13 protein-coding genes are annotated in these 13,804 nt (G+C 63.7%); 6 read left to right on the top strand and 7 right to left on the bottom strand.

Features of this window, described 5'->3' with window-relative positions:
- Nucleotides 1-18 precede the first annotated feature (18 nt).
- Nucleotides 19-1,731 (bottom strand): MFS transporter, encoded by a 1,713-nt coding sequence (locus IB277_RS03260; RefSeq protein ID WP_090294612.1) that lies wholly within the window; start codon nt 1,729-1,731, stop codon nt 19-21.
- Nucleotides 1,732-1,736: 5 nt separating this feature from the next.
- Complete coding sequence (locus IB277_RS03255; protein WP_034803983.1) at nt 1,737-2,180, bottom strand: MarR family winged helix-turn-helix transcriptional regulator; 444 nt, start codon at nt 2,178-2,180, stop codon at nt 1,737-1,739.
- A gap of 332 nt (nt 2,181-2,512) precedes the next feature.
- Between IB277_RS03255 and IB277_RS03250 the strand changes: the two genes are divergently transcribed.
- Complete coding sequence (locus tag IB277_RS03250) at nt 2,513-4,015, top strand: replicative DNA helicase (protein WP_043611355.1); 1,503 nt, start codon at nt 2,513-2,515, stop codon at nt 4,013-4,015.
- Between the two features lie 117 nt (nt 4,016-4,132).
- On the opposite strand, the gene IB277_RS03245 is transcribed toward IB277_RS03250, so the two are convergent.
- From IB277_RS03245 to IB277_RS03235, 3 genes are all read right to left on the bottom strand, one after another.
- Nucleotides 4,133-4,432: an AzlD family protein gene (locus IB277_RS03245; protein ID WP_192370711.1), complete on the bottom strand. Its 300-nt coding sequence runs from the start codon at nt 4,430-4,432 to the stop codon at nt 4,133-4,135.
- Nucleotides 4,429-5,082: an AzlC family ABC transporter permease gene (locus IB277_RS03240; protein ID WP_060580970.1), complete on the bottom strand. Its 654-nt coding sequence runs from the start codon at nt 5,080-5,082 to the stop codon at nt 4,429-4,431. The genes IB277_RS03245 and IB277_RS03240 overlap by 4 nt, the downstream gene beginning before the upstream one ends.
- 156 nt (nt 5,083-5,238) lie before the next feature.
- The gene (locus tag IB277_RS03235; protein ID WP_034804294.1) at nt 5,239-6,096 is read right to left on the bottom strand and encodes an AraC family transcriptional regulator; all 858 of its coding nucleotides are present in this window, start codon (nt 6,094-6,096) and stop codon (nt 5,239-5,241) included.
- 150 nt (nt 6,097-6,246) lie between these two features.
- Between IB277_RS03235 and alr the strand changes: the two genes are divergently transcribed.
- From alr to IB277_RS03210, 5 genes are all read left to right on the top strand, one after another.
- Nucleotides 6,247-7,386 carry an alanine racemase gene (alr, locus tag IB277_RS03230; protein WP_034803986.1) on the top strand — a complete coding sequence of 380 codons (1,140 nt, stop codon included), beginning with the start codon at nt 6,247-6,249 and terminating at the stop codon, nt 7,384-7,386.
- Nucleotides 7,387-7,535: 149 nt separating this feature from the next.
- The gene (gene radA, locus IB277_RS03225) at nt 7,536-8,939 is read left to right on the top strand and encodes a DNA repair protein RadA (protein WP_034804296.1); all 1,404 of its coding nucleotides are present in this window, start codon (nt 7,536-7,538) and stop codon (nt 8,937-8,939) included.
- 124 nt (nt 8,940-9,063) lie between these two features.
- Nucleotides 9,064-9,687 carry a CvpA family protein gene (locus tag IB277_RS03220; protein WP_034803987.1) on the top strand — a complete coding sequence of 208 codons (624 nt, stop codon included), beginning with the start codon at nt 9,064-9,066 and terminating at the stop codon, nt 9,685-9,687.
- A gap of 145 nt (nt 9,688-9,832) precedes the next feature.
- Nucleotides 9,833-11,320: an amidophosphoribosyltransferase gene (gene purF, locus IB277_RS03215; RefSeq protein ID WP_034803990.1), complete on the top strand. Its 1,488-nt coding sequence runs from the start codon at nt 9,833-9,835 to the stop codon at nt 11,318-11,320.
- 12 nt (nt 11,321-11,332) lie between these two features.
- A complete protein-coding gene (locus tag IB277_RS03210) occupies nt 11,333-12,073 on the top strand; it encodes an SDR family NAD(P)-dependent oxidoreductase (RefSeq protein ID WP_034803992.1) in 741 nt (246 codons plus the stop codon).
- Nucleotides 12,074-12,181: 108 nt separating this feature from the next.
- Here IB277_RS03210 and pssA read toward each other — a convergent pair whose 3' ends face one another.
- Together pssA and IB277_RS03200 are read right to left on the bottom strand one after the other, a co-directional pair.
- Nucleotides 12,182-13,057: a CDP-diacylglycerol--serine O-phosphatidyltransferase gene (gene pssA / locus IB277_RS03205; protein ID WP_051659665.1), complete on the bottom strand. Its 876-nt coding sequence runs from the start codon at nt 13,055-13,057 to the stop codon at nt 12,182-12,184.
- A 9-nt stretch (nt 13,058-13,066) separates the two neighbouring features.
- Nucleotides 13,067-13,765, bottom strand: coding sequence for a phosphatidylserine decarboxylase (locus IB277_RS03200; RefSeq protein ID WP_034803995.1), 699 nt, complete (start codon nt 13,763-13,765; stop codon nt 13,067-13,069).
- Nucleotides 13,766-13,804 lie beyond the last annotated feature (39 nt).

The raw sequence follows: 13,804 nt of genomic DNA, 5'->3' as shown, positions 1-13,804 counted from the left end.
GGTCGTCAACTCTGTCAATCAGGTGGCCGGCATCGGCGCAGGAGCGGACAATCTCTGCCTGAGCCAGTTGTAGAAGATGTGCAGCAGCAGCCCGGCGAGCGCGAAAAGCGCGACCGCCGAGGCAAGCAGGAAGGCGTCGTTGTAGGCGAGGATGTAAGCTTCGCGGGTCACCTGTTGTGACAACAACACGGTGCCCTCGCCGCCGAGCAGGGTCTTGTCGCCCATCACCTTGGCGTAAGCGGCGGAAAGCTGGTTGACGCGCTGGGCAACCAGAGGGTTCGAGAGCACGATCTGTTCCGCGAGAAGGTTGGAATGAAACTTTTCACGGATCGTGACGAAGGTACCGAAGGCGGCGGAGCCGATCAGGCTGCCGATGCTCTGGGTAAAGAGGAAGATCACAATGAAGCTGAGGATATAGCTCGGCCCCTTGGCGAGCGCCGCCTTGAAGCCGCGCGCCATGGCCGGCGGCAGGAAGAGCGCCGTTCCGGACGCGATCATCGCCTGGCTCAGATACATCTGCTCCGGCCGTGTCAGGCTGGTCGCCTGGCTGTCCATGTAGGCGCCGGCCGCCAGGAGGCCGAGTGCCAGAATATGCACGCGCTCCGCATGTTCAGGATTCATCAGCGCGGCGCAAAGCAGACCGCCGCCGATGGCCGCAGCAAGGATGATCCAATAGAGGGTTGCGACCTGCTCGAACTGGAGACCGAGCTGCTGGTAGAAGTTCGCAGCAACAGTCGATTGTTCGGAGGCGACCAGCCGGAAAATCAAGAGAACGGCGGCAAAGTGCACGATCTCCTTTGAAGCGATCCAGCGCACGTCGATCAACGGCACCGGGCGATAAAGCTCGATCAGCACCGCGGTCGTCAGCGTCGCTATCGAGACGACCAGCAGGACGCCGAGCCAAGGAGCCTCGAACCACCAGTAGAGGCGCCCCATGGTCAGGACCACGGCGAGGCAGCCGAAGGCGACGGCGACGAGGAGGTAACTCAGGATATCCATGCGCTGGATAACCTTGGCATGCGGGACCGGCGTCAGCGGCAGCAGGTAGATGATCGGCAGCGCGATCAGCGCCAGCGCCATTTCCAGCGTGTAGAGCGCATGCCACTGGCCATATTCGATCAAGGTCGGCGAGATCAGGCGGGTGACCGGCGCGGAAATCGTCGTGCAGGTGAGCGCCAGCGCCAGCCCGACGGTCAGTTTGCGCGCCGGCGGAAAGGCTTCGAGCATGTAGAGGAAGCCGAGCGTCGACATCGGTGCGGCGGCAATGCCGCTGATGAAGCGCACGACGATCGCCGAATGCAGATCGGAAACGAAGACGTTCATCAACGAGACGACGACGAAACCGGCGATGCTGATTTCGGCAAAACGGCGCAGCCCGTATTGGGCGCGGATCTTCACCAGCGCGATCGACAGGCTGACATTCGGCGCCATGTAGGCCGCCGAGAGCCAGCCGGCTTCGATGGAGGTCGCCGAAAGCGAGCCCTGGACCTGCGTAAGGTTGGCGAGCGCCAGGTTCATGCCGAGCCCCTGCGTCAGGAACAGGAGCACGGAGCCCAGGACATAGACCGCCGAAAGCAACAGACCTTTCTCGACGGGGGCCGGCACGGGGGTTGGCGCCGGTTCCGGCGCAATAACGGTTTCTCCGTGTTGGTCCTCGTCGACGGCCTCCGCGGCCTCAAGCTCGGAGGCAAGGCGATTGTCGTTTGCGGCGGCCGTCGCGACTGCGCCCATCGCCGTCACTCCCGCGCCAGCGACTGAACATTGTCGGCGATCGCACGAACCACCCGCTTTGTCACGGCAAGCTCGGCTGCGTCGATGCCTTGCAGCACTTCGGCCCGGATTTCGTCGGCAAGCCTGAGGATCTCGTCGGCAACGGTGCGGCCGAGTTCGGTCATATGGATTTGCTTGGCGCGTCGGTCGGAGACCTCGACCCGCCGCTCGATGAAGCCCTGCTTCTCCATGCCGTCGAGCAGGCGCACCAGTGTCGGGGTCTCGATGTCGAGTTCGTCGGCGAGCTCCCGCTGGTTCAGGCCATCCTTCTTCGTCAAGGCGAAGAGCGCGCGGGCGCGCGACAGCGTCAGCCCCTTCTCCTTCACCCGCGCATCGAACACGGCGCGCAGCTTGCGATTGAGCAGCGACAGGGCATCGAACAGTTCGCGGTTCACGGTGGGTTGATACATTGGTATCTTTTCCATATTACTAGCATGCTAATTATTCTGCCTCTATCTAATCCAAATGCGGTGGATTTTCAAGATGCGGATTTGAGGCAGAGGAGGACGGCGCTACACTTCGTTTCGTCGGGAAGGTTCGGGTGATTCGCGGCGTCAACGACCAAATTTGTGACGACGGCATAATCCGCACATTTGCGAGCCCCCGCCTGTGGATCAGTCGAACAACGGGAACAGCGCCGGGCGCGGTGACGTCGCTTCGCGACTGTGTCCCTCGTGCACTTGACCCGGCCCGCGCTAAAACGCAAACCGGTGCCACACCAGACAGAGGCAGAGATAAACGAATGAACGAAGCGTCGCGAAAGCTATCCCCTATCGGCAAAGATCAGGCGGACCAGCACTACCGCGAGGCCCCGAACAACCTCGAGGCCGAGCAGGCGCTGCTTGGCGCGATCCTCGTCAACAACGACGCGTACTACCGCGTGTCGGACTTCCTGAAGCCGGTGCATCTGCACGAGCCGCTGCACCGCAAGATCTACGAAGTCGCCGGCGACATCATCCGCATGGGCAAGATGGCGAACCCGGTCACCATCAAGACCTTCCTCAAGGCCGACGAGAAGGTCGGCGACGTGACCGTCGCGACCTATCTTGCGCGCCTTGCCGGCGCTGCCGTCTCGATCATCAACGCCGAAGACTATGGCCGGGCGATCTATGACCTGGCGCTGCGCCGTTCGCTGATCACCATCGGCGAGGACATGGTCAACATCGCCTATGACGCGCCGCTCGACATGCCTCCGCAGGGCCAGATCGAAGACGCCGAGCGCCGTCTGTTCGAACTTGCCGAGACCGGTCGATACGACGGCGGTTTCCAGTCGTTTAACGACGCCGTGGCGCTCGCCATCGACATGGCCGGCCAGGCCTTCGAGCGCGACGGCAGCCTTTCGGGCATTTCAACCGGCATCCTGTCGCTTGATGGCCGGATGGGCGGCCTGCAGCGTTCCGACTTGATCGTGCTTGCCGGACGCCCCGGCATGGGCAAGACCTCGCTTGCCACCAACATCGCCTACAACATTGCTGCGGCCTACGAGCCGGAAGTCCAGGCTGACGGCTCGTTCAAGGCCAAGAACGGCGGCGTCGTCGGCTTCTACTCGCTCGAAATGTCGTCCGAACAGCTCGCCACCCGTATCATCTCCGAGCAGACCGAAGTCTCCTCCTCGAAGATCCGCCGCGGTGACATCTCCGAGGCCGACTTCGAAAAGCTCGTCGCCTGCTCGCAGATGATGCAGAAGGTGCCGCTCTATATCGACCAGACCGGTGGTATCTCGATCGCCCAGCTTTCCGCCCGCGCGCGGCGCCTGAAGCGCCAGCGCGGCCTCGACTGCCTAGTGGTGGACTACATCCAGCTCATGACCGGCTCGGGCAAATCCAGCGACAACCGCGTGCAGGAAATCACCCAGATCACCACCGGCCTCAAGGCGCTCGGCAAGGAACTGAACGTTCCGATCATCGCGCTCTCGCAGCTCTCCCGTGGCGTCGAAAGCCGCGAAGACAAGCGGCCGCAGCTGTCCGACCTTCGTGAATCGGGCTCGATCGAGCAGGACGCCGACGTCGTGCTCTTCGTGTTCCGTGAGGAATACTACGTGAAGAACCTGGAGCCGCGCGACGAGTTCGACCCGAAGTACGAAGAATGGAAGATGAAGATGGAGCAGGTGAAGGGCACGGCCGACGTGATCATCGCCAAGCAGCGTCACGGACCGACCGGTACCGTGAAACTCGCCTTCCAGTCGGAATTCACGCGCTTCACCGATCTCGCCGATCCATCCTTCACCCAGTACGAAGAACACTAGGGTTCCGTGGGGGCGGCCGGAGCGGGCTGGGAAAAATGTTTGCGGTTTCCCAGCCCGCTCTCAATCTCAAATGGCACGTGCCTTTTGGCTGAAGCGCGCCGCGCCAGCACAAACCTCTCAGAACACGAGGCGCAGCAGCGCTACCGAGACGACACCGACGGCGACCGATACCAGGAGCGGCAGCCGTATGGCGCCCACGGCCGTCGCGGCAGCGGCGATCGTTTCCGCCGGGCCGGTCACGAAGGCCGTCGGCGCGATAACCGCCATCAGCACGGCCGGCGGTATCGCCTCCAGTGCGCGCTTCTGGCTTTCCCCGATCGTCACATACCGGATCAGCACGAGACCGCCGATGCGGGTCGCGATCGTCGCAGCCGCCATGGCGACGATGGCAAGCAGTGTATTTGGATCGACGGTCATGCATGGGCCTCCTTGCGTGCACCGGAGAGAAGCGCGACCACGACCCCGGCCGCAGCCCCGGCAGCGATGTACCAGACACCTGGCAGCAACTGATGCGTGAGCACGGCAGCACAAGCGCTAGCCGCCAGAACGGCACCCGTCTCCCGTCCTTTCCAGAACCCCATGACCAGCACGATGAAGACGGCGGGGAACGCAAAGTCGAGGCCGGTAACCTTCGGATCGCCCAGGAATGCCCCAAGCAACGCGCCCGCAAGGCTCGTCAGCACCCAAAGGCAGTAGAAAGGCACCGCAAGGCCCGCATACCAGGCAGGCGTCAGCTTGCCGTTGCTCGCCCGCATCTCGGCCATGGCCCAGATCTCGTCGGCCAGAAGCAGCATCGAGGCATAGCGCGCCGGGCCGGAGAAACTGTCGAGCTTGCCGCCGATCGAAGCGCTCATCAGCACATGGCGGATGTTGACGAGCAGTGCCGAAAAGCCAAGCGCCGCCCAGGACGCCGGATGCGTCCAGATATCCATCGCGACGAACTGGGACCCGCCGGCAAAGACCAGCGCGCTCATCAGCGCCACCTCGGCCGGCGCAAGTCCCTTGCTCGCCGCCACCGCACCGAACACGAGGCCGACCGGCATGACCGCGACGATCAGCGGCGTCATAGCAACGGCCGCGGCCCGAAATTCCTGGAACGCACTTCTTTCCTGCAACGTCCACGTCTCCATTCGCGCGATGCGCCGCCCTTCCACACAGGCGCGCGATCGCAATTGCCCGAGTGTTCTAGGACTCGGGCTGCGGATCGTCTTGAACGAAAGTGATCAGCCGGCGCGGAAGGCCCCAGGGGTGACGCCGGTGCGCGCCTTGAAATGACGGCTGAAATGCGCCTGGTCGGCAAAACCGCATTGATAGGCTGCGTCCACCGCCGACCAGCCGTGCCGCAGCAGTGTCTTTGCCGCCCGCACGCGCTTGTCGGTCAGGAACGCATGCGGGGTGATGTGGAACTCCTTGCGGAACGCGCGGATGAGGTGGGCGCGGCTGAGGCCGGCGACCTTCGCCAGTTCCTCGAGCCCGATGTCCTCGGCATAGTTTTCCGCCAGGAAGTCGCGCGCCCGGTGAACGGCCGATTGCTCGCGCGTTTCGATCGGCGTGATGATCGTGCTGCCGTGGCGCTCGAACATCGCGGCAAGCACCGCGAACATTTTTTCCTCCGCCTCGAGCGTCGCCCCCGACACTTCGAGCGTGCGGTGGGCCTGATGGAAGGAAAGAGCCAGGTCCGGCGCCTGCAAAACACGCTTGGAGAAGGATGGCGTGCCCTTGAAAGCGCGTCCGGTGACATCCTCGATGATGCTCACCAGCAGTTCGGCGCTCGGATAGACCATGCGATAGCGATAGCCGCTGCCGCCCGGATGACCGTCGTGAATTTCGTCGGGATTGATCAGATAAAAGTATCCGGGGCCGGCCTCCGAACGCTCGCCCTTGATCTTGCTGATCTGCGAGCCGGCCTCGATGGCGCCGATGCTGAAGGTTTCGTGCGCGTGCGGCGCAAATTCATGGGTGATGAAGGTCGCCGTCAGACATTCCATGCCCATGAAGCGGGAATCCCGCCAGAAGCGCGTGCGCTCGGCGCCCTCTATCGGCATGACATCGATGGCTTCTTCCTGCGAAATTGTCTGCATGGCAAAACCATAGTGCGCCTGCGCGGCTGCGTCTTGCACAAAAGTGCTCGTTTGCCTGGTCCATCCGCGAGGGCGCTACGACAGGGGAATATTTGCGACGCTCTGCGCTTGGCTGTATTGATCCTGGATCATCCACGCAGAGTGCCCGGCATGCTTCCTCCAGACTTCCTTTCCGCTTCCAACCGGCTCACGATCGATCTTGGCGCGCTTGTCGACAACTGGCGGGCCATGAACAAGCGCTCCGGCAAGGCGCGTGCCGCAGCCGTCCTCAAGGCGGATGCCTATGGCATCGGCATCGCGCAGGCGGCCCCTGCCCTCTATGCGGCCGGCGCCCGCGATTTCTTTGTCGCCAATGCCGAGGAAGGCGCAGCACTCCGTCCGCTTGCACCGGACGGCCGGATCTACATTCTCGCCGGGATGTGGCCGGGCAACGAGGCGCTGTTCTTCGACAACGATCTGGTGCCGGTCATCAACTCGGACGAGCAGCTGGCGGTGTTCATGGCCGCCCTTTCCGAGCGTGGCGACCACCCTTGCGTGCTGCATGTGGATACCGGCATGAACCGGCTCGGCCTTACGGTCGAGCAGGCCGTTGCGCTTGCGACAGACCCGGCGCGGCCGGCAAGCTTTTCGCCGGTGCTGATCATGAGCCATCTCGTCAGCGCCGACGATCCGGACCATCGGCTGAATGGCCTTCAACTCCGTCGCTTCCATGAGGTGTCGACTGCCTATGAAGGGGTCGATGCGAGCCTTGCCAACTCCGGCGGCGTCTTCCTCGGGCCCGACTATCATTTCGACCTGACCCGGCCGGGCATCGCCGTCTATGGCGGCGAGGCGGTGAACGACATCCCCAACCCGATGAAGCCGGTGGTGACCGCCGAAGCACGGATCATCCAGGTGCGCGACGTGGCCGCCGGCGGCACCGCGAGCTATGGCGCCTCTGCCCGCTTCGACCGCGACAGTCGCATCGCCACGGTGGCTGTGGGATATGCCGATGGCTATCACCGTTCCGTGTCCGGCGGCGGCGTCACGCTCAGGCAGGCAACGCCATCAGGGGCCTTCGGTTTCCTGCACGGCCAGAAGGTCCCGCATGTCGGGCGCGTCACCATGGACCTCAGTCTCTTCGACGTCACGGACCTTCCTGAAAGCGCGGTACGACCGGGTGATTACATCGAGCTCTTCGGCCGGCACATCGCCATCGACGATGTCGCGCGCGCCGGAGGGACGATCGGCTACGAGATGCTGACCAGCCTCGGCCGCCGCTATATCAGGCACTATATCGACAGCGTCTGACGCGCTCCTTCAGCTCATTTTTCGGTCATTCTTGCAGAAATTCACCTTTTGTTCCGCACTTTGCGGCATTATGTGACGATACAGGTGATTCTTTGCCGCCGACGTCCCCTCGCGACGTAGGCGGTCTCACATTCCGAAAGTCGATGCCGATGGCGAAAGCGCGTACCCAATTCATCTGCCAGAACTGCGGCACGATCCACACTCGCTGGGTGGGAAAATGCGAAGGCTGCGGCGAGTGGAACACGATCATCGAGGACGACCCGACGGCGGGCATCGGCGGCGGTCCGTCGCGCGCGCCGAAGAAGGGACGCCCGGTGGCGCTCACCACGCTCTCGGGCGAGATCGAAGACGCGCCACGCATCCAGACAGGCATCTCGGAACTCGACCGGGTGACCGGAGGCGGCTTCGTGCGCGGATCGGCGCTGCTCGTCGGCGGCGATCCCGGTATCGGCAAGTCGACGGTGCTGATGCAGGCAGCGGCAGCGCTCTCGCGCCGCAAGCATCGCGTCATCTATGTCTCGGGCGAAGAGGCTGTGGCGCAGGTGCGTCTTCGCGCCCAGCGGCTGGGGGCTGCCGACAGCGATGTGCTGCTCGCTGCTGAGACCAACGTCGAGGACATTCTGGCGACGCTGTCGGAAGGCAAGCGCCCGGATCTCGTGATCATCGATTCGATCCAGACGCTCTGGAGCGACATCGTCGATTCCGCGCCGGGCACGGTGACCCAGGTTCGCACCGGCGTGCAGGCGATGATCCGCTTTGCCAAGCAGACGGGAACCGCCGTCGTGCTCGTCGGCCATGTGACCAAGGAGGGCCAGATCGCCGGTCCGCGCGTCGTCGAGCATATGGTCGACGCCGTGCTCTATTTCGAAGGCGACCGCGGCCATCACTATCGTATCCTGCGCACCGTCAAGAACCGCTTCGGCCCGACGGACGAGATCGGCGTGTTCGAAATGTCGGACAAGGGCCTGCGCGAGGTCGCCAACCCGTCGGAACTGTTTCTCGGCGAACGCAACGAGAAATCGCCGGGCGCCGCCGTCTTTGCCGGCATGGAAGGCACCCGCCCGGTTCTCGTCGAAGTGCAGGCGCTGGTCGCCCCGACTTCGCTCGGCACGCCGAGACGCGCCATCGTCGGCTGGGATTCCGCACGGCTCTCGATGATCCTTGCCGTGCTGGAAGCCCATTGCGGCGTGCGGCTCGGCCAGCACGACGTCTATCTCAACATCGCCGGTGGCTACCGCATTTCCGAGCCGGCGGCCGATCTAGCTGTGGCTTCCGCACTGGTTTCATCGCTTGCCGGGCTTGCCCTTCCGGCGGATTGCGTCTATTTCGGCGAAGTCAGCTTGTCGGGTGCCATCCGGCCGGTTGCGCATACCGCACAACGCCTTAAGGAAGCCGAGAAGCTCGGGTTCTCCCAGGCGGTCCTGCCGTCCGCTTCGACCGAACTGCCGAAAAACGGCAATGGCCGCTGGAGCGAGATGGAAAGCCTGCCCGATCTGGTGGCGCGCATCGCGGGGTCGCGAAACGCGCTGAGACCGGTGGAGGACGAAGACTGAAAGATGCGGATGCCGCAGGCCGCCCTTTAAGGGCCGCAAACAGGCTGCAAATGCCCTGAACTCAGGGCCGATGGCGGATAGGCTTGAGGAGACCCGGACGAACCGGGTCCGGAGTAAGGACAAAATGCCCATTACAATTCTCGACGGTATCGTTCTCGGCGTCGCCCTGTTTTCCGCAATCCTGGCCATGGTTCGAGGCTTCTCGCGCGAGGTGCTTTCGGTCGCGAGCTGGGTGGGTGCGGCGGCTGCCGCCTACTTCCTCTACCCGCATCTCCTGCCCTACGCGAAGCAGTATACCAACAGCGACACGGTCGCGATGATCGGATCGGCGGCGGTGATCTTCCTGATCGCGCTGATCATCATCTCCTTCATCACCATGCGGATCGCCGATTTCATCATCGACAGCCGCATCGGCGCGCTCGACCGCACGCTCGGCTTCCTGTTCGGCGCTGCCCGCGGCATCCTTTTGGTCGTCGTCGCCATGCTGTTCTTCAACTGGCTCGTCGCTCCGCAGCAGCAGCCGACTTGGGTCACCCAGGCCAAGTCGAAGCCGCTGCTCGACAATCTCGGCAACAAGCTGATCGCGCTTTTGCCCGAAGAAGCCGACGCCACCATTCTCGATCGCCTGCGCGGCAAGGACACAACCGGCGAAGGCGAAGGCGAAGCGCCGGCAACGACGCCCGGCCAGGCACCTGCGACGACGCCGGACCAGGCGCCCGCCGACGACGCCCCGGCCACCAACGGCTGAGACAGGAACGATTTGCCGACAAAGCCCGCCCCGCGGGCTTTGTCCTTTTGGGGAATAACGCTTGCAGCCGTTTTCAGCTAAGATTGCTTGAAGACGGCGGGCCTGATCACGATATGCGCACCGGTACGGAGCAAAGGCGACTGTGATGACCGATAGATCCATCGAAATCCACGATGAACTCGAAGGCGATGAGCTGCACGAAGAGTGCGGCGTCTTCGGCATACTGGGGCACTCGGACGCGGCGGCGCTGACGGCGCTGGGCCTTCATGCGCTCCAGCATCGCGGCCAGGAAGCAGCCGGCATCGTCACCTTTGACGGCAAGCAGTTCTGCACCGAGAAGCGCATGGGCCTCGTCGGCGACCACTACACGGATCCGGCGACGCTGGCGAAACTGCCGGGCTTCATGTCGATCGGCCACACCCGCTACTCGACGACGGGCGAAGTGGCGCTGCGCAACGTGCAGCCGCTCTTTGCCGAACTCGAAGTCGGTGGCATTGCGGTCGCCCATAACGGCAATTTCACCAACGGCCTCACGCTTCGCCGGCAGCTGATCGCCGACGGCGCCATCTGTCAGTCGACGTCCGACACCGAAGTCGTGCTGCACCTGATCGCCCGTTCCAAGCAGGCGTCCTCTTCCGACCGCTTCATCGATGCCATCCGCCAGATGGAAGGCGGCTATTCGATGCTGGCGATGACGCGCACGAAGCTGATCGCCGCACGTGATCCGATCGGCATCCGTCCGCTCGTGATGGGCGAACTCGACGGCAAGCCGATCTTCTGCTCCGAGACCTGCGCACTCGACATCATCGGCGCGACCTATGTCCGCGACGTCGAGAACGGCGAAGTCATCATCTGCGAGATCCAGCCCGACGGTTCGATCACCATCGACGCGCGCAAGCCGGAGGTTTCGCAGCCCGAGCGTCTTTGCCTGTTCGAGTATGTCTACTTCGCCCGGCCGGACTCGGTCGTCGGCGGCCGCAGCATCTATGTGTCGCGCAAGAACATGGGCATCAACCTCGCCAAGGAAGCGCCGGTCGAGGCCGACGTCGTGGTTCCCGTGCCGGACGGCGGCACGCCGGCCGCCCTCGGCTATGCCCAGCAGAGTGGCATCCCCTTCGAATACGGTATCATCCGCAACCACTATGTCGGCCGCACCTTCATCGAGCCGACGCAGCAGATCCGCGCCTTCGGCGTCAAGCTCAAGCATTCCGCCAATCGCGCGATGATCGAGGGCAAACGCATCATCCTCGTCGATGATTCGATCGTGCGCGGCACGACGTCGGTAAAGATCGTGCAGATGATGCGCGAGGCCGGTGCGCGCGAAGTGCATGTGCGCGTCGCGAGCCCGATGATCTTCCATCCGGACTTCTACGGCATCGACACGCCGGACCGCGACAAGCTGCTCGCCAACCAGCATGCGGACCTCGCCTCCATGTGCCGCTACATCGGCGCGGACTCGCTCGAGTTCCTGTCGATCGACGGTCTTTATGAGGCGGTCGGCGGCGAAAAGCGCGATCCGAAGTCGCCGCAGTTCACCGACCACTATTTCACCGGGGACTATCCGACCCGCCTTCTCGACCAGGAAGGCGCCAGCAATGTCCGCAAACTCTCGGTTCTCGCCAGCAACGGATAATCAGACAGAAAAATGACGATCGATCTCAAAGGCCGGGTGGCCGTGGTCACCGGCGCATCGCGCGGTATCGGCTATTTCACCGCTCTCGAACTGGCCAAGGCCGGTGCCCATGTGGTTGCCTGCGCCCGCACCGTCGGCGGTCTCGAAGAACTCGACGACGCGATCAAGGCGGCGGGCGGCTCGGCGACGCTGGTGCCCTTCGACCTTGCCGACATGCCGGCGATCGACAAGCTCGGTGGCGCGATCAACGAACGCTGGGGTAAGCTCGACATCCTCGTTGCCAATGCCGGCGTGCTTGGCACGATCTCGCCGATCGGGCATGTCGAGGCGAAGGTGTTCGACAAGGTGATGAACATCAACGTCAACGCCACCTGGCGGCTGATCCGTTCGCTCGAGCCGCTGCTGATCAAGTCGGATGCCGGCCGTGCGCTGATCCTGTCGTCGAGCGCTGCACACAAGTGCAAGCCCTTCTGGGGGCCCTACTCCGCTTCGAAGGCTGCCGTCGAGGCTCTGGCCCGTACCTGGGCCGGCGAGACGCAGCGCCTGCCGCTGCGCATCCTCTCGGTCGACCCCGGCGCCACCCGTACGGCGATGCGCGCTCAGGCGATGCCGGGCGAGGATCCGGAAACCGTGCCGCATCCTTCGGAAGTCGCAGCCAAGCTGCTGCCGCTGGTTGGCCCCAACCAGACCGAGACCGGCAAGCTCTACATCGTGCGCGAAGACAAGATCGTCGACTACCGGCTGCCGGAATAAGCTTCGTCACACCGCTCAAATGAGAAAGGCCACCGTGTCGTCACGGTGGCCTTTTCATTTTGGGCATTGCCGGTCGGAAAGCCGATTCACGCCTCTCGCGGACTTGCGTTAGTCCTTGTCGCCCGGCAGGCCGTCACCGCCGGTCGAAGGATGGGCCGGCCAGTCGCCGCCATATTTGCGCTGCCAGGATCGCGCGCCGAAGGGCAGCGTGATCAGGTAGCCAAGCGCCGTCACCGCCATCGTTTCCCATGTGTAGGTCATCAGCGTCGCGACGTAGAAGACGACGCCGAGGATGGCCGGCAGCACGAGGTCGCGGCGCACGCGGCTGTTTTCCGACTTGCCGGACCAGACCGGCAGACGGCTGACGAGCAGGAAGGCGATCAGCACCGTGTAGGCGGATGCGATGAGCGCGAAGGTGCGTTCTGGCGCCAGGCCCAGGAGGCCGAGATAGACCGGCAACAGCACCAGCATGGCGCCCGCGGGCGCTGGCACGCCGACGAAATATTCCGACTGCCAGGACGCCTTGACCTGGCGCTCCGCCATCACGTTGAAGCGGGCGAGCCTCAGGCCCATCGCGATCGCGTAGATCAGTGCCGCGATCCAGCCGATCGAACGCGCCTGGTCGAGGATGAAGACATAGAGCACGAGGGCCGGCGCGACACCGAAGTTGATGATGTCGGCGAGCGAATCCATCTGGCCGCCAAAGTTCGACGTCGCCTTCAGGGCGCGCGCGACGCGGCCGTCGATGCCGTCGAGAAAGGCGGCGAGCAACACCATGGCAACGGCAAGCTCGATGCGGTTTTCAAAGGCGAGCCGGATACCCGAGAGGCCGGCGCAGATCGCGAGCACGGTGATCAGATTGGGGATCATCAACCGCAGCGGGATTTCGCGCAGCCGTGGGCCGCGCGCGGTATCGCTCGAGCCGCTGGCGTCCTCGGACGCCTGCCGCGTGTCGATCGGTTTTTCCTGTTCAGAGCCTTCCATAGACACTCCTTATGCGCGGCGGCTGATGACCGGGCCCTTGGCCGAGCCAAACTCGGCGAGCACGGTTTCGCCCGCAACGGCAGTCTGCCCGACGCTGACGCGCGGCTCGGAGCCGGCCGGCAGGAACACGTCGAGACGCGAGCCGAAGCGGATCAGGCCGAAGCGTTCACCGGCCTCCAGCGAGCCGTTCTCATACTTCCAGCACAGGATGCGGCGGGCAACGAGACCGGCGATCTGAACGACGCCGATGGCGCCGTGTTTTGTATCGATCACCAGACCGTTGCGCTCGTTCTCCTGGCTCGCCTTGTCGAGCTCGGCATTGACGAACTTGCCGGCGCGATAGGCGACGCGGGTGATGGTGCCGGCCATCGGCGCGCGGTTCACGTGGCAGTTGAACACATTCATGAAAACGGAGATGCGCAGCATCGGTTCCGAACCGAGGTTCAGTTCTTCCGGTGGCAGGACCGTCGCGATCGACGAGACGCGGCCGTCGGCCGGGCTGATCACCAGATCGTCGTCGAGCGGCGTCATGCGCTCGGGGTCGCGGAAGAAGTAAGCGCACCACGCGGTCAGCACGAAGCCGATCCACATCAACGGCTCCCACAGGAAGCCAAGCACCAGCGACACGACGAAGAAGATCGCAACAAAGCGGTAGCCTTCCTTGTGCACCGGGACGAGCGTGTTGCGGATCGTATTGACCAGGCTCATGAACTCTACTCCAGATTTTCCGTGGAACGTGATCGTTTT

It is taken from the genome of Ensifer sp. ENS07, assembly GCF_014852185.1.
Lineage (GTDB): Bacteria > Pseudomonadota > Alphaproteobacteria > Rhizobiales > Rhizobiaceae > Ensifer > Ensifer adhaerens.
Note: the sequence above shows the minus strand (reverse complement) of the source record. Positions and strands in the feature narration are given on the sequence as shown.

Coding starts and splice junctions, on each gene's coding strand:
- IB277_RS03235 (WP_034804294.1), bottom strand. CDS start 6,096: ATGCAGACAATTTCGCAGGAAGAAGCCATCGATGTCATGCCGATAGAG.
- IB277_RS03200 (WP_034803995.1), bottom strand. CDS start 13,765: ATGAGCCTGGTCAATACGATCCGCAACACGCTCGTCCCGGTGCACAAG.
- purF (WP_034803990.1), top strand. CDS start 9,833: ATGACCGATAGATCCATCGAAATCCACGATGAACTCGAAGGCGATGAG.
- alr (WP_034803986.1), top strand. CDS start 6,247: ATGCTTCCTCCAGACTTCCTTTCCGCTTCCAACCGGCTCACGATCGAT.
- IB277_RS03245 (WP_192370711.1), bottom strand. CDS start 4,432: ATGACCGTCGATCCAAATACACTGCTTGCCATCGTCGCCATGGCGGCT.
- IB277_RS03210 (WP_034803992.1), top strand. CDS start 11,333: ATGACGATCGATCTCAAAGGCCGGGTGGCCGTGGTCACCGGCGCATCG.
- pssA (WP_051659665.1), bottom strand. CDS start 13,057: ATGGAAGGCTCTGAACAGGAAAAACCGATCGACACGCGGCAGGCGTCC.
- radA (WP_034804296.1), top strand. CDS start 7,536: ATGGCGAAAGCGCGTACCCAATTCATCTGCCAGAACTGCGGCACGATC.
- IB277_RS03240 (WP_060580970.1), bottom strand. CDS start 5,082: ATGACGCCGCTGATCGTCGCGGTCATGCCGGTCGGCCTCGTGTTCGGT.
- IB277_RS03260 (WP_090294612.1), bottom strand. CDS start 1,731: ATGGGCGCAGTCGCGACGGCCGCCGCAAACGACAATCGCCTTGCCTCC.
- IB277_RS03255 (WP_034803983.1), bottom strand. CDS start 2,180: ATGTATCAACCCACCGTGAACCGCGAACTGTTCGATGCCCTGTCGCTG.
- IB277_RS03250 (WP_043611355.1), top strand. CDS start 2,513: ATGAACGAAGCGTCGCGAAAGCTATCCCCTATCGGCAAAGATCAGGCG.
- IB277_RS03220 (WP_034803987.1), top strand. CDS start 9,064: ATGCCCATTACAATTCTCGACGGTATCGTTCTCGGCGTCGCCCTGTTT.